This is a genomic window from Ramlibacter paludis (genome assembly GCF_022012305.1).
Lineage (GTDB): Bacteria > Pseudomonadota > Gammaproteobacteria > Burkholderiales > Burkholderiaceae_C > Ramlibacter > Ramlibacter paludis.
Genome location: NZ_JAKLTM010000004.1, coordinates 110724 through 131893, shown reverse-complemented (window position 1 = coordinate 131893; position 21170 = coordinate 110724). Strand labels below are relative to the sequence as shown.

Annotated in this window: 22 protein-coding genes and 1 pseudogene; 9 read left to right on the top strand and 14 right to left on the bottom strand. The window is 67.9% G+C overall.

Annotated features, from left to right (window positions below; genetic code table 11):
* Positions 1-218: 218 nt before the first annotated feature.
* The 6 genes from LZ009_RS14185 to LZ009_RS14160 form a co-directional block, all read right to left on the bottom strand.
* Complete coding sequence (locus tag LZ009_RS14185; RefSeq protein ID WP_275698600.1) at positions 219-818, bottom strand: hypothetical protein; 600 nt, start codon at positions 816-818, stop codon at positions 219-221.
* Between the two features lie 64 nt (positions 819-882).
* Positions 883-1479: a hypothetical protein gene (locus LZ009_RS14180; RefSeq protein ID WP_275698599.1), complete on the bottom strand. Its 597-nt coding sequence runs from the start codon at positions 1477-1479 to the stop codon at positions 883-885.
* A 154-nt stretch (positions 1480-1633) separates the two neighbouring features.
* On the bottom strand, positions 1634-1987 hold the full coding sequence (locus LZ009_RS14175; protein ID WP_275698598.1) for a hypothetical protein: 354 nt from the start codon (positions 1985-1987) through the stop codon (positions 1634-1636).
* Positions 1984-2685 carry a hypothetical protein gene (locus tag LZ009_RS14170; protein WP_275698597.1) on the bottom strand — a complete coding sequence of 234 codons (702 nt, stop codon included), beginning with the start codon at positions 2683-2685 and terminating at the stop codon, positions 1984-1986. Before LZ009_RS14170 ends, LZ009_RS14175 begins: the two co-directional genes overlap by 4 nt.
* Positions 2686-2773: 88 nt before the next feature.
* Positions 2774-3412: an SLATT domain-containing protein gene (locus tag LZ009_RS14165; RefSeq protein ID WP_275698596.1), complete on the bottom strand. Its 639-nt coding sequence runs from the start codon at positions 3410-3412 to the stop codon at positions 2774-2776.
* A 257-nt stretch (positions 3413-3669) separates the two neighbouring features.
* Positions 3670-4554, bottom strand: a complete 885-nt coding sequence (locus LZ009_RS14160) for a LysR family transcriptional regulator (protein WP_275698595.1) — start codon at positions 4552-4554, stop codon at positions 3670-3672.
* Between the two features lie 78 nt (positions 4555-4632).
* Here LZ009_RS14160 and gstA point away from each other — a divergent pair, with 78 nt between their 5' ends.
* The gene (gene gstA / locus LZ009_RS14155) at positions 4633-5247 is read left to right on the top strand and encodes a glutathione transferase GstA (protein ID WP_275698594.1); all 615 of its coding nucleotides are present in this window, start codon (positions 4633-4635) and stop codon (positions 5245-5247) included.
* Positions 5248-5254: 7 nt separating this feature from the next.
* Positions 5255-5914 (top strand): glutathione S-transferase family protein, encoded by a 660-nt coding sequence (locus LZ009_RS14150; protein ID WP_275698593.1) that lies wholly within the window; start codon positions 5255-5257, stop codon positions 5912-5914.
* A 17-nt stretch (positions 5915-5931) separates the two neighbouring features.
* Here LZ009_RS14150 and LZ009_RS14145 read toward each other — a convergent pair whose 3' ends face one another.
* Together LZ009_RS14145 and LZ009_RS14140 are read right to left on the bottom strand one after the other, a co-directional pair.
* Positions 5932-6576 (bottom strand): glutathione S-transferase family protein, encoded by a 645-nt coding sequence (locus LZ009_RS14145; RefSeq protein ID WP_275698592.1) that lies wholly within the window; start codon positions 6574-6576, stop codon positions 5932-5934.
* Positions 6577-6616: 40 nt separating this feature from the next.
* On the bottom strand, positions 6617-7552 hold the full coding sequence (locus LZ009_RS14140; RefSeq protein ID WP_275698591.1) for a nucleoside hydrolase: 936 nt from the start codon (positions 7550-7552) through the stop codon (positions 6617-6619).
* A gap of 64 nt (positions 7553-7616) precedes the next feature.
* On the opposite strand from LZ009_RS14140, the pseudogene LZ009_RS14135 reads away from it, so the two are divergent.
* Both LZ009_RS14135 and LZ009_RS14130 read left to right on the top strand, forming a co-directional pair.
* Positions 7617-8926: pseudogene (locus LZ009_RS14135) on the top strand (SRPBCC family protein).
* Positions 8923-9399, top strand: coding sequence for an aromatic-ring-hydroxylating dioxygenase subunit beta (locus LZ009_RS14130; RefSeq protein WP_275698590.1), 477 nt, complete (start codon positions 8923-8925; stop codon positions 9397-9399). Before LZ009_RS14135 ends, LZ009_RS14130 begins: the two are co-directional and overlap by 4 nt.
* A gap of 101 nt (positions 9400-9500) precedes the next feature.
* Here LZ009_RS14130 and LZ009_RS14125 read toward each other — a convergent pair whose 3' ends face one another.
* The 3 genes from LZ009_RS14125 to tsaE all read right to left on the bottom strand — a co-directional run bounded on the left by LZ009_RS14125 (position 9501) and on the right by tsaE (position 11721).
* The gene (locus LZ009_RS14125) at positions 9501-9707 is read right to left on the bottom strand and encodes a YMGG-like glycine zipper-containing protein (protein WP_275698589.1); all 207 of its coding nucleotides are present in this window, start codon (positions 9705-9707) and stop codon (positions 9501-9503) included.
* A 161-nt stretch (positions 9708-9868) separates the two neighbouring features.
* Positions 9869-11230 carry an N-acetylmuramoyl-L-alanine amidase gene (locus LZ009_RS14120; protein WP_275698588.1) on the bottom strand — a complete coding sequence of 454 codons (1362 nt, stop codon included), beginning with the start codon at positions 11228-11230 and terminating at the stop codon, positions 9869-9871.
* Positions 11227-11721 carry a tRNA (adenosine(37)-N6)-threonylcarbamoyltransferase complex ATPase subunit type 1 TsaE gene (gene tsaE / locus LZ009_RS14115; RefSeq protein WP_275699141.1) on the bottom strand — a complete coding sequence of 165 codons (495 nt, stop codon included), beginning with the start codon at positions 11719-11721 and terminating at the stop codon, positions 11227-11229. Before tsaE ends, LZ009_RS14120 begins: the two co-directional genes overlap by 4 nt.
* A 27-nt stretch (positions 11722-11748) precedes the next feature.
* Between tsaE and queG the strand changes: the two genes are divergently transcribed.
* Entirely contained in the window at positions 11749-12840 is a 1092-nt protein-coding gene (queG, locus tag LZ009_RS14110) for a tRNA epoxyqueuosine(34) reductase QueG (RefSeq protein WP_275698587.1), read from the top strand.
* 38 nt (positions 12841-12878) lie between these two features.
* On the opposite strand, the gene LZ009_RS14105 is transcribed toward queG, so the two are convergent.
* Positions 12879-13784, bottom strand: coding sequence for an AEC family transporter (locus tag LZ009_RS14105; RefSeq protein ID WP_275698586.1), 906 nt, complete (start codon positions 13782-13784; stop codon positions 12879-12881).
* A gap of 117 nt (positions 13785-13901) precedes the next feature.
* Here LZ009_RS14105 and LZ009_RS14100 point away from each other — a divergent pair, with 117 nt between their 5' ends.
* The 4 genes from LZ009_RS14100 (at position 13902) to LZ009_RS14085 (ending at position 18590) form a co-directional block, all read left to right on the top strand.
* Entirely contained in the window at positions 13902-14876 is a 975-nt protein-coding gene (locus LZ009_RS14100) for a tripartite tricarboxylate transporter substrate binding protein BugE (protein ID WP_275698585.1), read from the top strand.
* 103 nt (positions 14877-14979) lie between these two features.
* Positions 14980-15864 (top strand): site-specific tyrosine recombinase XerD, encoded by an 885-nt coding sequence (xerD, locus tag LZ009_RS14095; RefSeq protein ID WP_275698584.1) that lies wholly within the window; start codon positions 14980-14982, stop codon positions 15862-15864.
* Between the two features lie 24 nt (positions 15865-15888).
* A complete protein-coding gene (locus tag LZ009_RS14090; RefSeq protein WP_275698583.1) occupies positions 15889-16863 on the top strand; it encodes a Bug family tripartite tricarboxylate transporter substrate binding protein in 975 nt (324 codons plus the stop codon).
* Between the two features lie 143 nt (positions 16864-17006).
* Positions 17007-18590, top strand: a complete 1584-nt coding sequence (locus LZ009_RS14085) for a methyl-accepting chemotaxis protein (protein ID WP_275698582.1) — start codon at positions 17007-17009, stop codon at positions 18588-18590.
* Between the two features lie 106 nt (positions 18591-18696).
* Here the strand turns inward: LZ009_RS14085 and LZ009_RS14080 are convergent, their stop codons facing one another.
* Together LZ009_RS14080 and LZ009_RS14075 are read right to left on the bottom strand one after the other, a co-directional pair.
* Positions 18697-19368 carry a GntR family transcriptional regulator gene (locus tag LZ009_RS14080; RefSeq protein WP_275698581.1) on the bottom strand — a complete coding sequence of 224 codons (672 nt, stop codon included), beginning with the start codon at positions 19366-19368 and terminating at the stop codon, positions 18697-18699.
* Positions 19365-21095, bottom strand: a complete 1731-nt coding sequence (locus tag LZ009_RS14075; RefSeq protein ID WP_275698580.1) for a thiamine pyrophosphate-binding protein — start codon at positions 21093-21095, stop codon at positions 19365-19367. The genes LZ009_RS14080 and LZ009_RS14075 overlap by 4 nt, the downstream gene beginning before the upstream one ends.
* Between the last annotated feature and the right edge of the window lie 75 nt (positions 21096-21170).

Genomic DNA, 21170 nt, shown 5'->3' with positions numbered 1-21170 from the left:
GAAGGCTTGCGCTGTCGCAGGCCGCTTATGGGGGCACAATAACCGCGGAACAGGAGCGGGACGCTTGATTCTGAGAACCCAACGGTCCGTGTCAGCCAGCCCCCGGTGGCCCATGCTTCGTTGTAGCTGACTATGACGTTCTTGGTATTCACCTCGACGAATCGCCAAGGCTCATTCTCTTTCTTGCGGCTGTGTGGTTCTAGGCCATCCGCCCTCGCTCAGATTCGGCGGACCGCAGCCCGAACTGCGGGCCGTGCGCGTTCCAGCAGAAGCGGAAAGGCTTGCTGGCCAGCGGCGGCGTCGGAGAAGTGGAAATTGAGGTCGAAGAGCCGGTTTCCCTTCAGTACGAAAACGCCCGACTGCTCGCTCTCCAAGCGGTACGCGTAGGCCCTGTCCCCCATCCCCGGCTCGTCCTGGACTAAAAAACGAAACGCCACGTTGTCCACGCGCTTTACCAGTGCGGCGTCCCGGCGGCTGACTTCGTACTCCTTGCGTGCTTCTGCCGCCGACGGGTATTCCATCAGCGTGACTCGCACCAACTTCCTTGGCGCCGAAAATTGGCAACTGCTGATTGTCGCCCCGTTATACGGCTGTCTCGCGCGGCTGCCGTTGGCTTTTAGCTCCCCACCGGCCAGCGCCGAAAGCGTGGCTTCGTCAAACAAGTCGCAAGCGACGACATCGGAAACAGCTGGCGAAACCAGTGCAAAGGCGGCTGCGCTGACGCCTATGAGCGCCCGCCTTGCGCATTTAAGGAACGCGGGTACCTGCAGGAGATCCAACTTGCAGGTGCGCTCCGGCCCCCTTGCATCATTCAGCATGGATTGGCTCCCTAAGCTCTGAGATCGAAACGAGGAAGTAATCGCCAGAGACTGAACAGCGGCATTAATCTTCCTGACACGAAGTCCGCGGTCCTGGGCTGGACTGCAGTGACGAAGGTGAAGCGATGACCAGACGCATCGCAAAGAAGAAGAAGAGTTGTGCGAAGCCCCACAAGCCGGCGAGGATTGAAGCTGCGCCAAATCGTGAAGTCGTGCCGAAATATAAGAACGCTCCAGCCCGCCCTCCCGACAATGAGATTTCCGTAGGCCCGAAGCGCAAAGTTAGCCATGTCACAACCCACATCAGCATTGTGAGTGCGACCATGACTGCCTTGGCGCCGATCGAATCAAACCGCATATGGCTGCCGCCTCGAACTGCGACGATACTTGAAGCCATGAGCACACAGCTCCAGATGAGGCAAGCAACCACAAACACTTCGATGAACCCGGGGTCGAATGAGGCTGCTGCGGCGCGATTTACTGTTGGCAGATGGCGCACCACACATGTGACCGCGCCGCGCAGCGACGAGCCGCCGTCGGGGACGGCCAGGACGAGGACAGCCACTCCTACCCAGTAGTAGCGCATCACGCGCAGCATGTCTTTCCACCTCAGGCGATCGGATGCTTCGATGGAAACGTACATCAAGCCGTGCATCAACATCGGGGCCCTTCGAGCGGTTTGGCAGGCCGCACAAATCGAGCCTTGTCGCTGTGGAGTTTGGATTGCTCGAAATCTTCACCCGCATCTTCAACGGCCATGCTGTACCTCACTTGCCTTCTCATTGTTCGAGGGCATTTTCGTGTGCTTATGGCGGCTAGGAAAAGAGGATCCGACTTACCTTGCCGTTGTTGAAAACCACCAGGGTCACCACGTAAGGCTTCCGAGTCACATCATCGATAGACATCTCGTAGTAGAACCATTGGTTTTCTGAAGTCCGATCGGGACGCCCAATCAGTTGAACCACCTCCTGCTGGTTCTTGCCCAATACCAACTTTTCGAGAGCGATCCGCTTCACTGGCCGCTTTAGCGCCGGCGCGCTGGAGGTACGCTCAAATTTTCGCGCCTCGGTAGATTGCAGCCGCTCGCAGCCTTCGAGCCAAATTGTCACGAGAACGACGGCCAGTGTGCCGCGCGCTGCCCGGGCGATCTTCTCTCGGCTTGATTTCACCGAAGGCCGCTCTCAACCACATTCATCGCGATTTCCTGTAGCCTGCGCTTCTTGTCCGCGCACAGCACGTGAGGTGGGCGGGCTGAACCGGTGCAAAGTGGGTGGGAGGATAGCTGCACGATCACGGCTCCCGTTGGGCGAACGAGAATGCCCGTGGGCACCGGCACCAAGCCGTGCCCTGCCAGGAACGCCGGAATGTAGTAATAGGTGGAATTCGCGTCGGTGCGCTCGGTTTCGATCTCGAACCGCACGTCCTCGAAGCTGGTTGCCTGTCTTCCACTTGGTTGCGGATGGGCCTTGTTGTGCGAGCGTGCTTCCTCGATCAAGCGGCGCAGACGTGGAGCGCCCTTGGTGCAAATGGCGACTCCGATCGCCCCTTGTTCGGTGCTGTAGGCGTAAATGTTGTACTGACGCGTGCTCTCGCACTGCAAAGTGACGGGTTCGTGCGTCAAGTCGAAAGCCAGGAAGGGGGTGAATTGTTCACCGTTGCCAAGGATGAAGGTGTCGCGCGATTGCGGTACCACCTTGTAGATTGCGGAAGCAATCGAATCCGCCCTGGCGTGACTCCAAGCCAACGCACACACGCAAAAAAGAAAAGATAGAAAAGAACGTGGCATGTCGTAGTTCCAAGACCAGCCACTGCGGCTCGTGTCCGATATCGATGTGTAGCACGAGCGTTCGATCGTTTCATCGGCCAATCAGAGGTACGTTGCCCGAGCGCGACAAACCGGAATCGGAGCCCGCGTAAGCAATTCGAGAAATGGCAGTGGTGATGAGACAAACAACTCAGGCGGACTTGGAACTGCGTCCGGCCTGCACCGAACTTTCGTACTTCGCAAGTTCTGCCAGGGAGCTCTCGCTCCAGCGACCAGTTTCAGCAATCGTCGCGGTGTGGAGCGCAGTGGCATACAACTGAACTTGCGCGAATCCGGTCTTGGTGTCGACTGCCCCTATCTCCGCCTCGGCCAGAAACGCGCACCAGTCTATCCGCGCCTTTGTGACCAGTCGCTCCAATTCCAGTTGCGTAGAGACAAATCGCACATGTCCAGACGTACCTCCGAAGAGCGCATTCGCGGCTAAACAGCTAGCCGCCCCTGCCAGAAACACGTACCCGTATTGACCGAGCTCCTTGAACTGAGGCGCCGCCGTTCCTGCCAGGAGCGGAAGCAAGAGGCCAATGGACCCCAGCAGCCATGCAGCGACACGCGCAAATCCTGAGATCCATGCACGCGTACCCCGCCTCCGGTAGTAGTAGTGAACCTCGGCGTCTGCCAACTGATCAACAGCGTCAAACAATTCCTTCAGTGAGGCGAGCGCGTTCGCCGGGTCCCACTTCAGTGAAACAAGTCTTTGCCGAAACTCTCGAATGCGGCGAGGATCTTCCACCCTCAATCGCGCAAAGAATGCCTGATTCGATCCTGTCATGAACCTCCTCCATCTTCTTGCGAAGGATCTTAGGTGAAGGCCTTGTGGAGGCGCATCCTCAATCGGGACAGCCGCCAGGGCCGCTTGTGCCCGGGAACTGCCGCTCAAGCTCGATGATGAGTGACCGAGATCGGTCTGAAGCGGTCATTTACCGACGCTGCAAGGCCTGGAGGGTTGGGGTGCGAAAAGGCGGCGGGGTGGCCTGATCCGAGGCAAAGGTCAGTCGGCCCGCGCGGACCCGACGCGCATGCCAGGCCTCATCCCGCAGGCAGCCGAATCCCATCCGCCAAGTGCTGGTAGACCGTGGCGATGCGCCGCAAATGCCGCGACTCCGGATGCGCCAGCAGCCACAGCGTCGATTCGCAATCTTCTAGCGGCGCTGACAACGCTTTCAGCCGCGGTTCCGCCTGCAGCATGAACAGCGGCAGCACGCCCACGCCGAGTCCGGCGTGGATCGCGTCGACCACGCCGCCGATGCCGTCCACCAAATGGCGCGGCGCGAGCTTCGGCAAGTGCTTGCGGCGCCAGCGTACCGACGGGTGATCGGGCATGGCTTCGTCGGGCGCGATCCAGTCCAGCGCATCGAGAGGCTTGGCGCGCTGGCCCCGCAGTCCCATCACCGCGAAACGAATCCGGCCCAGCTCGCGCCCCACCAGGTGGTTCGGCGGGCGCGGCGTGGCACGCAGCGCCAGGTCGGCGTCGCGGCGCGAAAGGCTCATCAGCTGGTTGCCCGCGTGCAGCTCCAGCTGCAACAGCGGATGCGCGCGCGCCAGCGCAGGCAGGGCCGGCAGCACCAGCCCGCGCAGCACCGAGTCGGTCGTAGTCAGCCGCACGCGGCCGCTCGCCTGCGCGGTGGTTCCCGTGGCGGCGGCGCGCGCCGCCTCCAGTTCGGCCTCGATGCGTTCGGCATGACGCGCCACCTCGCCGGCGGCTTCGGTCGGCAGGTAGCCCTGGCGGGTGCGCTCGAAGAGGCGCTGGCCGAGCGACTTCTCCAGACGCTGGAGCGCGCGGAACACCGTCGACGGGTCGCTGCCGCTGCGCTGCGCCGCCTCGGACAAGGTGCGGCCCCGCACCAGGGCCAGCACCACGGCCAGGTCGGCGGCGGTCAGGTCGTATTGCGGCCGTGCAATGGACGTTTTCATTGGCGCCTATTTTCGTTGCGTCCTCGCAATCCTACAGTTCGCTTCCCTTCTGTTCATCCCCATTTCACGAGAGGTCCCATGAAGCTCTATTACTCCCCCGCCTACTGCTCGTTGGCCGTGCACATCGCGCTGCGCGAAGCCGGCATCGCCGCCGACTACGTGAAGGTCGACACCGTCGCCGCGCGCACCGAACACGGCGCGGACTTTCGCGCCATCAACCCGCGCGGCTACGTGCCGGTGCTGGAGTTGGACGACGACAGCCGCCATACCGAAGTTGCCGCGCTGCTGCAGTACGTCGCCGACCTGGCGCCCGCGTCCGGCCTGCTCCCGCCCGCGGGCAGCCGCGACCGCTTCCTGGTGCAGCAGTGGCTCACCTTCGTCTCGAGCGAACTGCACAAGTCGTTCAGCCCGTGGCTGTTCCACAAGGAGACGGCCGACTCCACCCGCAAGGCCGTCAAGGAGAAGCTGGCCGCGCGGTTCGCGGACGTGGAGGCGCAGCTGGCCGGCCGCGAGTGGCTGGCCGGCGACGGCTTCACCGTGGCGGACGCCTATGCCTTCACCATCCTGAGCTGGGCGCCCATGGTGGGCATGAGCCTGGCGGCGTTCCCGAACCTCACGGGGTGGATGGAGCGCGTGCGTGCCCGGCCCCAAGTGCAGGCGGCGCTGCGTGCCGAAGGCCTGCTGAAGGCTTGACGTGGCCATGGACCTCACCCTGGTCAGCCACGCGCTCTGCCCCTACGTGCAGCGCGCCGCCATCGTGCTGCACGAAAAGGGCGTCCCCTTCGAGCGCCGCTGGGTCGACCTGGCCGCGAAGCCCGACTGGTTCAACGCCATCTCGCCCCTGGGCAAGACGCCGGTGCTGCTGGCCGGTGGCGAACCGGTGTTCGAATCGGCGGTCATCTGCGAGTACCTCGACGAAACTCTCGCGCCGCGGCTGCATCCGGACGATGCGCTGCTGCGCGCCCGCCACCGCGGATGGATGGAGTTCGGCTCCTCGGTGCTCAACACCATCTGGGCCTACTACACGGCGCCGGATGCCCCGGCCCTGCAGGCGCAACGCGAGCTTCTGGAGGCGCGGTTCGCGCAGCTGGAACAGGCGCTCCACCCGGAGGGCCCGTTCTTCGCCGGCGCGGGCGTCTGCATCGTCGACGCGGTGTTCGCGCCGGTGTTCCGCTACTTCGACACCTTCGAGGCGCTGGGCGAGGCGAGCGTGTTCACGCGCACGCCGCGCGTGCGGGCCTGGCGGGCAGCGCTCGCGCAGCGCCCGTCGGTGCGCGCGGCGGCAGTGGCGGACTACGACGTGCGCCTGCGGGTGTTCCTGCGCGAGCGCGGGAGCGAGTTATCGCGCCGGATGCAGTAGCCAGCGCTACGCCATGCTCAAGCCGCCTCGACCCGCGCCTGGTAATCGGCCATCACGCGCTTCCACGCCGGCCGCGCAAAGCACTTGTCCCGATACGCCTTGACCTGCGCATGCGGCGCGAGCAGGGCGTCGTCCTGGATCCCCGAGAGCACGTGCGCCATCAGGATGTCGGCGACGGTGAAGCTCTCCGTGGCCACCCATTCGCGCCCTTGCAGCCAGCGATCGAGCTGCGGCAGCCGCATCTCGGCCCAATGCCGCACGAAAGCACGGTACTTGGCGCAGCCACCGTCCTGCTCTACCCAGTCGATCATGTTCAGGCTCATGAGCGGCAGTTCGAGCGAGTTCAAGGCGGCGAAGCACCAGCGCGTCACCTGGGCTTCGCCGGTCAGGTCCTTCGGCATCAGCTTGCCAGTCTTCCGTGCGAGGTAGACCAGGATGGCCCCCGACTCCGTCAGCACCACGCCGTCGTCGTCGATCGCGGGGATCTGTTCGAACGGGCTGAGGCGGCGGTAGGCGTCCGAGTTCAGATCCTTCGCCGGATGGTCGAGCCCCACGATCTCGAAGGGCAGCTGCATCTCTTCCAGTGCCCACAGCACGCGCAGGTCGCGCGTCTTGCCGTGCGCGCCCTGGTTGACCTTCGAGAATCCGTAGAGCTTCAGCATCGCGCCTCCTGGGGGTTCGGAGGCGGATTATGGAGCGGCGTCAGCTGCGCGCCGTGACGGACAGTGCGCCCAAAACCGCCGACCGCACCGCGTTCGCATCCGCAACCGTCGCAACCCGCGCATTCGCAGCGGCCTTGCGCGGCACCCGCCACTCCACCACCGTCATCCCGCGCGTGTGCTCGCCGCGGCACTCGGCCACCACATGCGCCGGCGTGAAGCGCACGCTTTCCGGCGCCAGCAGCGCAGCCGCGGCGGTCGGGTCGTACAGCGCCATCGAACTGCGGGCGTCCGCTCCGGCAATGCGCACATAGCCTTCCAGCAGGTCGCCCAGCAGCAGTCCGCGCTCGGTGCCGATCGCGCGCAGCGCATCCGCATCCGCCTTGTCCACGCGCACCTGCCGGCAGGTATCCAGCCCCACCATCGCGAGCGGCAGGCCCGCGGCCAGCACTTCGTTGATGCTCTCCGGATCGACGAAGGCATTGAACTCCGCCGCCGCCGTGTGGTTGCCGGGACCGGCGCTGCCGCCCATCCACATCAGCTCGCCGATGCGTGGCGCCAGTTCGGGATAGCGCCGCAGCAGCAAGGCGATGTTGGTCAGCGGCCCCAGCGCGAGCACCGTCGCAGGTGCGGCAGCGGCCCGCAGCCAGTCGGCGAGGGCAGAAACCGCGTCCTCCGATGTGAGCGTCGAACGCTCGCGCGGCAAGCTGCGCCCCGCCGAACACATCGCGTCGTCGCCCAGCACGGACTGCGCGGTGGCCAGTTCGCCCACCAGCGGCCCGGCCGCGCCGGAATGGATGGGAAAGCGCCAGCCGAAGTACGCGGCGGACCGCAGGGCGTTGTCGATGACGACGGGCAGCGGCGCGTTGCCGGCCACCAGCGACAGGCCGGCCACGGACCAGCCGGGCGTGCCGGCCACGGCCAGCACCGCGGCCAGGTCGTCGAAGCCCATGTCGGTGTCGATCCAGAGAGAGGTCATGGGTGCGCGTCGGGATAGGGAAGGCCAGTGTGCCATCGGCGCGGCGCCGCGCGATACTGGCGGCATGAACGCGCCAGAAACCCTGTCACGCTGGACGACGCCCGGCTCCAGCCGCGTGCCCTTCTGGGCCTACACCGACGCCCAGCTCTACGCCCGCGAGCTGGACAAGATCTTCTACGGCCCGCACTGGTGCTACGTGGGGCTCGAGGTGGAAGTGCCCAACGTCGGCGACTTCAAGCTGACCTTCGTGGGCGAGCGGCAGGTGATCCTGGTGCGTGACCGCGTGGCGCCCAAGGACCGCGGCACCGACACCGGCATCCGCGTCGTCGAGAACCGCTGCGCGCACCGCGGCGTGCGCTTCTGCCAGCAGCCGCAAGGCAACGCGCGCAGCTTCGTCTGCCCCTACCACCAGTGGACGTACAAGCTCAATGGCGATCTCGCGGGCCTGCCGTTCAAGGACGGCGTGAAGGAAGGCGAGTGCGTCAACGGCGGCATGCCGGCGGACTTCGACCTCAAGCAGCACGGCCTGACCAAGCTGCGCGTCGCGGTGCTGCACGGCCTGGTGTTCGCCACTTTCAGCGAAGAGGCCGAGCCCTTTGCCGATTACATCGGCCCGAATGTCATGCCGTGGCTGGACCGCATCTTCGCCGGCCGCCCGTTGAAGCTGCTGGGCTACAACCGCCAGCGCATTCCGGGCAACTGGAAGCTGATGATGGAGAACATCAAGGACCCGTACCACCCGGGCCTGCTGCACACCTGGTTCGTCACCTTCGGCCTGTGGCGCGCCGACCAGAAGAGCCGCATGGTGATGGACGAACACGGCCGGCATGCCGTGATGATCTCGCGCCGCAACGAGGGCGGGGAGAACAAGGCAGTGACCAGCGGCGTCACCAGCTTCAAGTCCGACATGGTGCTGAACGACGATCGCCTGCTGGATGTCGTGCCCGAGGCGTGGTGGAAGGTGGCGGATCCGGCGAACCCGGGCACGGAGATCACGCCCAGCGTCACCATGATCACGCTGTTCCCCAGCCTCATCATCCAGCAGCAGGTGAATTCGCTCTCCACGCGGCACATCGTTCCGCGCGGCGAGGGCGAGTTCGACTTCGTCTGGACGCACTTCGGCTTTGCCGACGACAGCGAGGAGATGCAGCGCCGCCGCCTGCGCCAGGCCAACCTGTTCGGCCCGGCCGGCTCGTCAGCGCCGACGACGGCGAGGTCATCGAGTTCAGCCAGGACGGCTTCCGCCAGTGGGGCGAGGACGGCAGCACGCTGTGCGAGCTGGGCGGCACGGGCACTGGCGGCACCGAGCACATGGTGACCGAGACGCTGATCCGCAGCATGTACGCCTACTGGCGCAAGGTGGTGGGGCAATGAACGAGCGCTTATTGCTGCAGCTGGAAGTGGACCAGCTGAATGCCGCCTATGCGGCGGCGCTGGACGAGAAGCGCTTCGACGCCTGGCCCGCGTTCTTCCTGCCGGATGCGCGCTACACGGTGCAGGCCCGCGAGAACTTCGACCGCGGCCTGCCGCTGGCGCTGATCGACCTGGAAAGCCAGGGGATGATGAAGGACCGCGTGTACGGCATCACGCAGACGATCTTCCATGCGCCGTATTACACGCGGCATGTGCTGAGTCCGGCGCAGGTGCTGGGGGAAGAGGGCGGGCGGGTCCGGGCCCAGGCGCATTACGCCGTGTTCCGCACGAAGCCGGGGGATGCGAGCGAGGTCTACAACGTCGGGCGCTACATCGACGAGATCGTGCGCACGACGGAGGGGTTGAGGTTCGCCAGTCGCCGCTGCGTGTACGACAGCGAGATGGTGCTCAACTCCTTGATCTATCCGATCTGAAATGCATGGTGGGGTCGCTGTCGCGAACCCACCCTACAAGGAATGAACCCGTAGGGTGGGTTCGCGCAAGCGACCCCACCATTGTTTCGAGCGTCAGCCGCTTAGCGCTTCGACACCTGGTTGCCGATCACGCCACCGACGGCAGCGCCGGCGATGGTCGCGCCCGTGCCACCGATGGCGGAGCCGACGAGGCCACCGGCCACGGCGCCACCGACGGTGCCGACGGTCTGGCGGTCCATGGTGGCGCAGCCACCCAGGCCCAGGAGGGAAACAGCCAGAACGGCCGCGGAGATGAACTTGGTCTTCATGATTTACCTTCCAATTCGAATCATTCGCAGCCGCTGGAGGTGCGGCCAACCTGTGCAAATGACTGTAGGGAAGGTGGCGTTGCCGGACTGTAGGACCTGCCAGACGCGCCTTGTCGGCATCGTGCAGTGATGGGTGCAGGGCGATGCAGGCTCTGCAGTCCTTAAAGGGGCCTGCTGCGGGCCAAGGGCGGGTTGCGCGCGAAGTAACGCTGGATGCCCCGCACCACTGCGTCGGCCAGCTGCTCCTGGTACTCGCCACTGCGCAGCTTGGCCTCCTCGTCGGGGTTGCTGATGAAGGCGGTCTCCACCAGCACGCTCGGAATGTCCGGGGCCTTCAGCACCGCGAAGCCGGCCTGTTCGACCTGGCCCTTGTGCAGCTTGCCCACGCTGCCGATCTCGCCCAGCACCGCGCTCGCGAGCTTGATGCTGTCGTTGATCTGCGCGGTGGTGCTCATGTCCAGCAGGGCGCGGGCCACGTGCTGGTCCTGCGTCTTGATGTTGATGCCGCCGATCAGGTCGGCCTTGTTTTCCTTGTCGGCGATCCAGCGCGCCGCGGTGCTGGAGGCGCCGGACTGCGACAGCGCGAACACGCTGGCGCCACGCGCGGTGGGCGTCATGAAGGCGTCGGCATGGATGCTCACGAACAGGTCGGCCTGCACGCGCCGCGCCTTGTCCACGCGCACGTGCAGCGGCACGAAGAAGTCGGCGTCGCGCGTGAGGAAGGCGCGCATCGGGTTGCCGTTGATGGTCAGGCCGTTGATGCGCTCCTTCAGCAGGTGGGCGATCTGCAGCACCACGTCCTTCTCGCGCGTGCCGGCCGGGCCGACGGCGCCGGGGTCTTCGCCGCCGTGGCCGGGGTCCAGCGCCACGATGATCAGGCGGTCGGTCTTGCTCGCCGGCAGCGAGGGCGTGACGCGCAGCGTGTCGCCGCCGATCGGCGAAGGCACGGACGTCGTGCGCGGCGGCCGCTGGATGCGTTCGGCGATCAGCTCGCCGAGCGGATCCACCGCTGCAGCTGGGGCCGGCGCGATGGCGGCGGGCGCTGGGGGCAGGGCGGGGCCGGACTTTTCCTTCATGCGCTCGGCGATCAGCGCCTCCAGCGGGTCGGCGGCCTTGGGCGGATAGAAGTCCACCACCAGCCGGTGCTGGTAGGCCGCCACCGGCGGCAGCTGGAACACCTGCGGGATCGCGACCTGCTTCAGCTCGATGTTCAGCCGCACCGTGTCCGGCCCCGCCTGCGTGACGCGGATGTCGCTCACGTAGGGATCGTTGGCCTTCACCTTGGCGACCAGCTCGCGCAGGGTGGGGTTGAGGGCGATGCCTTCCAGGTCCAACGCCAGCCGCGGCGGGTTGGTCGAGACGATCTGCTTGCTCACCAGCAGGCCGTCGGACTCGATGGTGAGGCGCGTGTAGTCGGGTGCGGGCCAGAGGCGCACCGCCACGATGCCGGCGCCGCGCGCGAGCTGGTGCGCGCCGAGCAGTAGCACCAGGCTGCCGGCGTTGAGGAGTTCGCGCCGCTTCATGCCAGCAGCTCCGCGCCGCGCGCGCCGTGCGGCGTGAGCGTGACTGCGCGCGTGCCGTCGTCGCGCAGCGTGATGTAGAGATCCAGGTCGGCCGGCGGCAGCACCGCCGCGGCCTTGTCCGGCCATTCGGCCAGCTTCAGGCCCGGGCCGGCGAAGATGTCGCGAAAGCCCGCGTCTTCCCATTCGCGCGGGTCGTCGAAGCGGTAGAAGTCGAAGTGCCAGGCCGGATAGGCCGGCAGCTCGTAGGGTTCCACCACCGCATAGGTCGGCGACTTGATGCGGCCTTGCGCGCCCAGCGCGCGCAGCAGGTGGCGCACCAGCGTGGTCTTGCCCGCGCCCAGGTCGCCGTGCAGCGCGATGAAGGCATCGGCCAGCGCGGGGCGGGTGGCCAGGTGTTCGGCGAAGGCGCGCGTGTCGTCCTCGCTCGCCCACAGCAGCTGGCGGGGAGCAGTTCCTACAATCGGCGGGTGACGACGTTCAACAGCGGTCAGGGTGACGGTCCTTTGCTTCTGGCCCGGGTGCGGGACTGGGCCCGCGAGCTGGGATTTTCCCAAATCGGCGTGGCCGGCGTCGATCTTTCGACGGCCGAACCCGGATTGCTCGCATGGTTGGCTAACGGTTTCCACGGCGAGATGGAGTACATGGCGGCCCATGGCGTTCGCCGCGCCCGCCCCGCGGAACTGGTGCCGGGCACGACAAGCGTGATTACCGCACGAATGGACTACCTTCCGGGCAACACGCCGGAAGGCTGGCAGGCCATCGAGTTCGAGCGGCTGGAGCGGCCGCAGGAGGCCATCGTCTCGCTTTACGCACGGGGGCGGGACTACCACAAGGTGCTGCGCAACCGGCTGCAGAAGCTCAGTGAACGCATCGCCGAGGCCATCGGGCCCTTCGGGCACCGCGTCTTCACCGATTCGGCGCCGGTGCTGGAAGTGGAACTGGGCGCGCGCAGCGGGCAGGGCTGGCGCGGGCGGCATACGCTGGTGCTGGATCGCGCGGGCGGCTCGATGTTCTTCCTGGGCGAGATTTACGTGGACTTTGCATTGCCGGCCACCGAGCCGGTGGGCGACCACTGCGGGCGTTGCACCGCCTGCATCGACGTGTGTCCCACGAATGCGATCGTGGCGCCGTACCGGCTGGATGCGCGGCGTTGCATCTCGTATCTCACCATCGAGCATGCGGGCAGCATTCCCGAGGAGCTGCGGCCGCTGATGGGGAACCGCATCTACGGCTGCGACGACTGCCAGCTCGTGTGCCCGTGGAACAAGTTCGCGGGGCGTTCGGCCTTGCCGGATTTCGATGCGCGCGAGGGGCTGGTCGGGCAGTCGCTGGTGGCGCTGTTCGGGTGGAGCGAGGAGGAGTTCCTGCGCTACACGGAGGGCAGCCCGATCCGGCGCATCGGACACGAGCGGTGGCTGCGGAACATCGCGGTGGCGATGGGGAATGCGTTGCGCAAGGGAGAGGATGCGGGGATTCGGGCGGCGTTGCAGGCGCGGGCGGGGCATCCGAGTGCCGTCGTGCGCGAGCATGTGGAGTGGGCCTTGCGGCAGTCCGGGGGAGCCGCGGTTCCTTCGTCACCACGGCCTACGGGGGACGCGCCGAATTCGTAGGCCGTGGTGAGGCACGAACCGCGGCGATGTGCGAAGCGCTAGCGAAGCACCCCCAACGCAAACGGCAAACTCGCGATCCCCAACACCGTCGAGAGCGTCACCAACCCCGCCACCAGCGCGCCGTTGTAGCCCATGCGGGACGCCAGCACATAGCAGCTCGACGCCGTCGGCAACGCTGAAAAAGCCAGCAGCACCGTGCGCTGCGCCGGATCGAGCTTCAGCGCCCAGGCGATGGCCGCCGCCGCCAGCGGCAGCAGCAGGTGGCGGATCGCCAGCACGCTCACGCCCAGCGCCTTCGCCTGCAGCAGGTGCCCGAACTGCATCCCCGCGCCGGCCGCCATCAGGCCCAGCGCCAGGGAGGCAGCGCCGATGCGGTTCAGCGTCGGGTCCAGCCAGCCCGGCACCCTCAGGCCCAGCAGGTTGAAGGCGAGCCCGCAGAAGGTGGCGATGATCAGCGGATTGCGCACCAGCGCCGCCAGGAAGCCGGTCTTCGCATGGCGCGCCATCGGCCACACCGCGCCCACGTTGAAGAGCGGCACGCACACGCCGATCAGTACCGCGATCAACTGCAGCCCCTGCGCGCCCAGCATGCGCTCGGCCACCGACAGCGCGATGAAGGAGTTGAAGCGGAACGCCACCTGCGCCGCGGCGGCATGCTCGCGGCCGTCGATGTGCGAGCGCAGGCCCGGCCACCAGGGCACGCTGTACGCCAGGCCGATGCCCACCACGCCCAGCAGCAGTCCCGCGGCCGCCAGGCCCGAGACCGCGCCCACGTCGAGCGGCGTGCGCGCGATCGACTGGAACAGCAGCACCGGGAACAGGAAGAAGTACACCAGCCCCTCGACCTGCTCCCAGGTGGCGCGATTGAGGGCCGTGAAGCGGCACACCAGGTAGCCGCACAGGATCAGCGAGAAGTCGGGGAGCAGCAGCTGGGCAAAATTCACGTTGGCGAGGATACCCGGGCCCCGGGGCAACCCTTATGGGAAACCCACAGCCGCGCGTCAGCCTGGGTGGACTAGGATGCTCGGTCTTTTGCCTTCCATCCTTCAAGGAGACAACGAATGAACCGCCGTTCCTGGATCGCCGCCACGTCGGGCGTGCTGGCCGTGCTGGCCGCCCCCGCCTTCGCGCAGGGCTATCCGAACAACAAAGTCGTGAAGCTGACCGTGCCCTTCGCCCCGGGCGGCACCACCGACATCATCGCCCGCGTCATGGCCGACCCGCTGGGCAAGGCCCTGGGCACCAGCGTCATCGTCGAGAACAAGGCCGGCGGCGGCGGCTCGGTGGGCGCCACCGACACCGCCCGCGCAGCGCCGGACGGCTACACGCTGGGCATCGCGACGGTCTCGACCACCGCCGCCAACCCCGCGATCAACCCGAAGATCCCGTACAACCCGATCACCGACTTCACGCCCATCAGCAACATCGCCGCCACGCCCAACGTGATCGCGGTGAACCCGGCGTTCCCGGCCAAGGACTACAAGGCCTTCGTCGACGTGCTGAAGAAGAACCCGGGCCGCTACTCGTACTCGTCGTCCGGCACCGGCGGCATCGGCCACCTGCAGATGGAGCTGTTCAAGGCGATGTCGGGCACCTTCGTCACGCACATCCCGTACCGCGGCGCGGGCCCGGCGCTGAACGACACGGTGGCCGGCCAAGTGCCGATGATCTTCGACAACCTGCCGTCCGCGCTGCCCTTCATCAAGGAAAACCGGCTGGTGCCCATCGTGGTGGCCGCGCCGCAGCGCCTGAAGGAACTGCCGAACGTGCCGACCTTCAAGGAAGTCGGCCTCGAGCCGGTGAACCGCCTGGCCTACTACGGCATCGTCGGCCCCAAGGGCCTGCCGAAGGAAGTGGTGGAGAAGGTGCATGCGGCCGTCGTCAAGGCGCTGCAGGACCCGGCCGTGCGCAAGCGCATCGAGGACACCGGCTCCATCGTCATCGGCAACACGCCCGAGCAGTTCGCCCAGCAGATCAAGGCGGAGTTCGACGTGTACAAGGGCGTGGTGGACAAGGCGAAGCTGAAGCTGGACTAAGGATGTCATTCCCGCGCAGGCGGGAACCCAGGGCTTCCGGGGGAGCGCGCCGCGCGCCCTTCAACGCCCTGGATCCCCGCCTGCGCGGGGATGACGGCCCACCGTGACCGACCCCATCGACGCCTTCATCGACGCCCTCTGGCTCGAGGAAGGCCTCGCGCGCAACACGCTGGCGGCCTACCGGCGCGACCTGGAGCTTTACGCGAAGTGGCTGCAGCAGGAGCGCGGGCTGCAGCTGCCGGCCACCGGCGAGGCCGACCTGCACGGCTACTTCGCGGCACGCCACGCCGGCAGCAAGGCCACCTCCGCGAACCGCCGGCTCACCGTCTTCAAGCGCTATTTCCGCTGGGCCCTGCGCGAACGCCTGATCACCGCCGACCCCACGCTGCGGCTCGAATCGGCCAAGCAGCCGCTGCGCGTTCCCAAGACTCTCTCGGAAGCCCAGGTCGAGCGCCTGCTCGACGCACCCGACGTCGACACCCCGCTGGGCCTGCGCGACCGCACCATGCTGGAGCTGATGTACGCGAGCGGCCTGCGGGTGAGCGAGCTCGTCACGCTGCGCACCTTCGAGGTCGGCATGAACGAAGGCGTGCTGCGCGTCACCGGCAAGGGCAGCAAGGAGCGCCTCGTGCCATTCGGCCAGGTGGCGCGCGACTGGCTGCTGCGCTATCTGGCCGAGTCGCGCCCGGCCATCCTCGCCGGCCAGCAGACCGAGGACCTGTTCGTCACCGCGCGCGGCGCCGGCATGACCCGCGCCATGTTCTGGGTGATCGTCAAGAAGCACGCGGCCACGGCCGGCATCACCGCGCCGCTGTCGCCTCACACCTTGCGCCACGCCTTCGCCACGCACCTCCTGAACCACGGCGCCGATTTGCGGGCGGTCCAGATGTTGCTAGGACATGCGGACATCTCCACGACAACGATCTACACCCACGTCGCCCGCGAAAGGCTGAAGCAGCTGCATGCGCAGCACCATCCGCGCGGCTGACCGGGACCAGCGAAAATACCGTCCATGACCACTGAACTCTCCCGCCGCGCCCTGCTGCTGGCCGGCGCCGCCGCCGCGCTGCCTGCCCTGGCGCAGCCGCTCTATGCCACCCGTCCCATCAAGCTGGTGGTGCCTTACCCGCCGGGCGGCACCGCCGATGCCATCGCCCGCGCGCTGGCCGATCGCCTGAAGGAGCAGGTCGGCCAGCCCGTGATCGTGGACAACAAGGCCGGCGCCAGCGGCACCATCGGCATGGATGCCGTTGCCAAGGCCGCGCCCGATGGCTACACGCTCGCCTTCTCCGCGATCAGCCCGCTGGTGCTGAGCCCTTACCTGGGCAAGGTGCCTTACGACCCGGACAACGACCTCACCCCGGTGGTGAGCGTGATGTACTCGCCGGTGCTGCTGCTGGCCACGCCCGCCAGCGGTGCGCGCGACTTCCGCGACCTGATGGGCGGCGCCCGCGACCGGCCCAAGTCGGTGCGTTGGGCCACCTCCGGCAACGGCTCGCTGGGCCACCTGATGTTCGAGCAGCTCGCCCTGCAATCGAAGGTGCAGATGGTGCACGTGCCGTACAAGGGCGGCGGCCAGCAACTGACCGATGCGCTCAGCGGCCAGTTCGAGGTCCTGTCGATCAACGCCGGCCCCACGCTCACCGAACACATCAAGAGCGGCCGCCTGCGTCCGCTGGCGGTGGGCGCGCCCAAGCGGCTCGACTCGCTGCCCACGGTGCCCACGCTGGCCGAACTCGGCTACCCCAAGGCCAACCTGTCCTCGCAGTTCGGCGTGTTCGCGCCGGCCAAGCTGCCCGAGCGCCTGCTCGATCGCATCCACGGCGAGATCGTCACGGCCATGCAGCACCCCGACGTGCGCAACCGCATGATCGCCAGCGACAACGTTCCCACCGGCGGCAGCGTCAAGGAGTTCGCGCGCGAGATCGCCGCGGAGTCCGCGGAAAACTCGCGTCTCATCAAATCCGCAGGCATCAAGGGCGATTGACGCTGTCCTACGACGCGCGCTGCCTTTAGGGGATTCCCCCTCGGGGCGGCGCGCAGTTTGTCACGCCGCCCCCCGCCCACGAGGGGGAAAGCAGCCTTGGCCCCGGGCGAAAATCGGGGCCCTCCAAGCACGGGTCCGATTCGATGAAGGTCTGGCAGAAGATCCTGGTGGCGCCTTTCGTGGCCATCCTGTTCCTGGTCGCGTTCGGCGCCCTCGGCTACAACGTCGTCACCCGGCAGAACACGGCCATCGAGGAGCTCGCCACGCAGCGCCGCTCCGCCGTCGAAGCCGCCACCGATGCGTCGCAGAACGTGAGCATCGCGCACGCGGCCGCCTACCGCCTGTTCGCCGGCCGGGCCGGCATCAACGAGGAGCGCCTGCAGAAGGTGTCCGGCTCCATCCTCGATCGCATCGACGGCGTGTCGGGCTACCTGACCGGCTTCCGCGCGCAGCCCTACCTGGTGGACGAGGAGCGCGCGCGCATCGACGCCGTGCTGCCGCAGCTGGCGGAATACCGCAAGCACGTCGAGGAAGCGATCATGGGCGGTTCCGACGCGGCCGCCGGCGCCGCACTGATGCAGGCTGCGGAGGGCAGCTTCGAAGCGTCCCTCAAGACCTTGCAGGACCTGGTGCTGCTGGAAAAGAAGCTCACCGACGACAGCCTCGAAGCCGCCGCGGCGGAGTTCCGCCACGCCTTGCTGGTGCTGCTGGCGCTGCTGGCCGCGGCCGTGGTCGCGTCGATCGCGGCGGCACTGTTCATGAGCCGCGTCATCGTGCGGCCGCTGTCGCGCGCCAGCGCCGCGGCCGGGCGCATCGCCGGCGGTGACCTGAGCGAGGAGATGGAGACGGCCGGCCGCGACGAGACCGCGCGCCTGCTGCAGGCGCTGGCCGGCATGACGCGCGAGTTGCGCACGCTGGTGGGTGAGGTGGCCGGGGGCGCGCGCCTGGTGGCCGACACCAGCAGCCAGATCGCGCAGGGCAACCTCGATCTCTCGCAGCGCACCGAGGAACAGGCCAGCACGCTGGAAGAGACCGCGGTGTCGCTGGAAGAACTGACCTCGATGGTGGCGCAGAACGCCGAGCATGCGCGCCGCGCCAGCGAGCTCGCGCAAGGTGCGTCCGACGTCGCGCTGCGCGGCGGCGCTGCGGTGGGTGAGGTGGTGCGCACCATGGAAGGCATCGCCGATGCTTCCCGGCGCATCGGCGACATCATCGGCGTGATCGACGGCATCGCTTTCCAGACCAACATCCTCGCCTTGAACGCCGCGGTGGAAGCCGCGCGCGCCGGCGAGCAGGGCCGCGGCTTCGCCGTGGTGGCGGCCGAAGTGCGTTCGCTGGCGCAGCGCAGCGCGCAGGCGGCCAAGGAGATCAAGCAGCTGGTGGGCGACTCGGTCGGCCGCGTGCAGGCCGGCACGGGGCTGGTCGATGCCGCCGGCGCGACGATGCGCGACATCGTCGCTTCGGTGCGCGAGGTGAGCACCTTGATCGCCGACATCGCCGCCGCCGGCCAGGAGCAGAGCGCCGGCATCCTGCAGGTGAACACCGCCATCACGCAGATGGACCAGGTGGTGCAGCAGAACGCCACGCTGGTGGAACAGGCGTCGGCAGCCACCGAAGCGATGCGCGACCAGGCCGCGGCGTTGCTCGCGCAGGTGGCGCGGTTCAAGCTGGGAGCGGAGATGCCGGTGTTGATCGCGTTGGACGTCGAAAAGGCCGGGGCGCGTTGATCGGGCCTGCCGCGGTTCGGCTGCGCGCTCACCACGGCCTACGAACAGGCGTGGCCCCCGTAGGCCGTTGGTGAGCGCGCAGCCGAACCGCGGCTTCCCCCGGGGATCAAGGGCCCGTAGTCTCTTTCCGCAGCCGCTCGATCATGAAATCGGCGGCCTGCTGGATGTGACGGCGCGCAAGCGCTTCCGCGCGCTCGCCGTCGCCGGCGGCCAGCGCCTGCAGCAGTTCCTCGTGCTGGTCCCAGATGTCGCGCGGCTTCTCGTCGCGCATCAGCACTTCGCCCATCACGCGCTGCGTGTTGGTCCAGTGCGTGTCCATCGCCGGGCCGACCAGCGGGTTCTCGGACAGTTCGTAGACGAAATCGTGGAAGGCCATGTCGGCCGCGATCATGTCGGCCACCGAGCCCTTGGCCACCGCCTTGCGGCCGGCGCGGATCAGCGCCGGGCCGCGCGCAGCCGCTTCCTTCGCGTTGCGCTCGGCGGCCTTGCGGAAGGCCAGGCCCTCCAGCACCGCGCGCACGTCGTACATGTCGCGCACGTGCTGCAGGTCCAGCGGCGCCACCTGCAGCCCGCGCCCGGGCGCATCGCGCAGCACGCCCAGGTTGCGCAGCACCACCAGCGCCTGCTGCACCGGCTGGCGCGACACGCCCAGCTCCTGCGCGATCTGCTCCTGGATGATGCGCGCCCCGGGCAGCAGCTTGCCCGACGCGATCTCGGCGAGGATCGCGTCGCGCACCTGTTCCACCAGGCTGGGCGCGGTCTCCAGGGTCTTCATCATGGACGTCGATCGTAACGCCAGGCGCGCTCGGCCTCGTCCCAGGCCGCGAGCGGCTGCAGGTCCGGCACCCAGGCGAGGCCGGACTTGGCATCGGACGATGCCGCTTCGGGCGTGACCACCACGTCGAGGAGGGCAGGGCGATTGGCCAGGGCGCGCCGGATCGCGCCGGGCAGGTCTTCCGCCTTCTCGACGCGCTCCCCGTGCATGCCGAAGGCGCGCGCCATCGCCGCATGGTCGGCATATTGCAGCCGCGTGCCCACCACCTTGCCGTGGGTTTCCTGCTGGTCGCGCACCTCGATGGCCCAGGAGCCGTTGTTGGCCACCACGACCAGCACGGGCGCCTGGTGCCGCACCGCGGTGTCCAACTCCATCGCGTTGAAGCCGAAGGCGCCGTCGCCGGTGGCCACCACCACCGTCTTGCCGGGACAGGCCAGGCTGGCTGCCACGCCGAAGGGCGTGCCCACGCCGATGCAGCCCAGCGAGCCGGGGTCGAGATAGGTGCTGGCGGGCAGGCCGACGCGGGCGAAGCTGAGGAAATCGCCGCCGTCGGCGACCACCACGGCGTCAGCGGGCAAGGCGTCGCGCAGCGCGGCCAGCACGCGGTTGGGATGCATGCGGCCGTCGCTGCCCGCCGGCGCGTTGCGCATGGTCGATGCCAGCTTGTCGGAACGCTCGCAGTGCTTGTCGCGCAGGCCGCGCGCCCAGGCGAGGTCGGTGGCGGGCTCGCGCTTGCCCGCGGCGGCCAGGATCGCTTCGAGCGCCAGCGCGGGCGTGGCCAGCAGTTCGACGGCGCCGCGGCGGTTGTCGCGCAGTTCGGCGGCGCAGTCGGCGATGCGCAGGAACTTCGCCTCGCCGAACACCGCCGGCGAGCCGTAGGCCAGCTGGAAGTCGAGCCGGCGCCCCACCGTCACGACCAGGTCCGCCTGGCCCATCACCGTGCCCCGCATCGCGGCGACCACCGAAGGATGGTCTTCGGGCACCAGGCCGCGGCTCTCGCCGGTGTCGAGGTAAGGCGCCTGCAGGCGCGTGAGCAGGCGCGCCAGCGCGTCGCCCGCGCCCTCGGCCCCGCGGCCCGAGATCACCAGCGGCCGGCGCGCGGAGAAGAGCAGATCGACCGCCGCCTGCACGTCGACCGGATCGGGCGCGCTGCGGCGTGCTGGCTTGGCGGCGAAGTGTTCCGGCAGCTGCACCGCGGCGGGCACTTCGGCGCGCAGCGTGTCCACCGGGAAGTCGAGGTACACCGGGCCAGGCTCGCCGCCCTGGCCCTGCGCGCGCGCCACGGCTTCGTCCAGTTCCTGCAGCACCAGCGCCGGCTCGCGCACCGTGCGCGCGTAACGCGTGATGGAGCGGACCAGGTCGGTATGCACGATGTCCTGCAGCGCGCCCCGGTTCTCCTGCGGCCGCGGCGGCACGCCCGACAGCACCAGCACCGGCGCGCGCGCCACGTGCGCATTGGCGATCCCGGTCATGGCGTTGGTGACCCCCGGTCCCGCGGTGACCAGCGCCACGCCCAGGCCGCCGGTGAGCTGGGCCTCGGCATGTGCCATGTAGACCGCCGCGCGCTCGTCGCGCACGTCGACGATGCGGATGCCCTCGGCGTCCAGCCGCATCCAGATCGGCATCACATGGCCGCCGCACAGGCCGTAGACGCGCTGCACGCCGCGCTGCTTGAGGAACCGGGCGATGACGGCGGCCGCGGACTGGTCGGAAAGGGGCATCAGGGGCATGGGCGCTCCATGGGGCGGGGGTGGCTGGCGATGAACGGCGCTTGCCGGCGCCGGGCTGGTTTGCATAATAGCGCA

Bases quoted from the DNA above. Each gene is read 5' to 3' on its own strand.
- LZ009_RS14150 (WP_275698593.1), top strand. From the start codon at position 5,255: ATGGACCTCACCCTGGTCAGCCACGCGCTCTGCCCCTACGTGCAGCGC.
- LZ009_RS14080 (WP_275698581.1), bottom strand. From the start codon at position 19,368: ATGATGAAGACCCTGGAGACCGCGCCCAGCCTGGTGGAACAGGTGCGC.
- LZ009_RS14130 (WP_275698590.1), top strand. From the start codon at position 8,923: ATGAACGAGCGCTTATTGCTGCAGCTGGAAGTGGACCAGCTGAATGCC.
- LZ009_RS14085 (WP_275698582.1), top strand. From the start codon at position 17,007: ATGAAGGTCTGGCAGAAGATCCTGGTGGCGCCTTTCGTGGCCATCCTG.
- LZ009_RS14125 (WP_275698589.1), bottom strand. From the start codon at position 9,707: ATGAAGACCAAGTTCATCTCCGCGGCCGTTCTGGCTGTTTCCCTCCTG.
- LZ009_RS14120 (WP_275698588.1), bottom strand. From the start codon at position 11,230: ATGAAGCGGCGCGAACTCCTCAACGCCGGCAGCCTGGTGCTACTGCTC.
- LZ009_RS14140 (WP_275698591.1), bottom strand. From the start codon at position 7,552: ATGACCTCTCTCTGGATCGACACCGACATGGGCTTCGACGACCTGGCC.
- LZ009_RS14075 (WP_275698580.1), bottom strand. From the start codon at position 21,095: ATGCCCCTGATGCCCCTTTCCGACCAGTCCGCGGCCGCCGTCATCGCC.
- LZ009_RS14090 (WP_275698583.1), top strand. From the start codon at position 15,889: ATGACCACTGAACTCTCCCGCCGCGCCCTGCTGCTGGCCGGCGCCGCC.
- LZ009_RS14185 (WP_275698600.1), bottom strand. From the start codon at position 818: ATGCTGAATGATGCAAGGGGGCCGGAGCGCACCTGCAAGTTGGATCTC.
- LZ009_RS14180 (WP_275698599.1), bottom strand. From the start codon at position 1,479: ATGTTGATGCACGGCTTGATGTACGTTTCCATCGAAGCATCCGATCGC.
- LZ009_RS14165 (WP_275698596.1), bottom strand. From the start codon at position 3,412: ATGACAGGATCGAATCAGGCATTCTTTGCGCGATTGAGGGTGGAAGAT.
- gstA (WP_275698594.1), top strand. From the start codon at position 4,633: ATGAAGCTCTATTACTCCCCCGCCTACTGCTCGTTGGCCGTGCACATC.
- LZ009_RS14145 (WP_275698592.1), bottom strand. From the start codon at position 6,576: ATGCTGAAGCTCTACGGATTCTCGAAGGTCAACCAGGGCGCGCACGGC.
- LZ009_RS14100 (WP_275698585.1), top strand. From the start codon at position 13,902: ATGAACCGCCGTTCCTGGATCGCCGCCACGTCGGGCGTGCTGGCCGTG.
- LZ009_RS14160 (WP_275698595.1), bottom strand. From the start codon at position 4,554: ATGAAAACGTCCATTGCACGGCCGCAATACGACCTGACCGCCGCCGAC.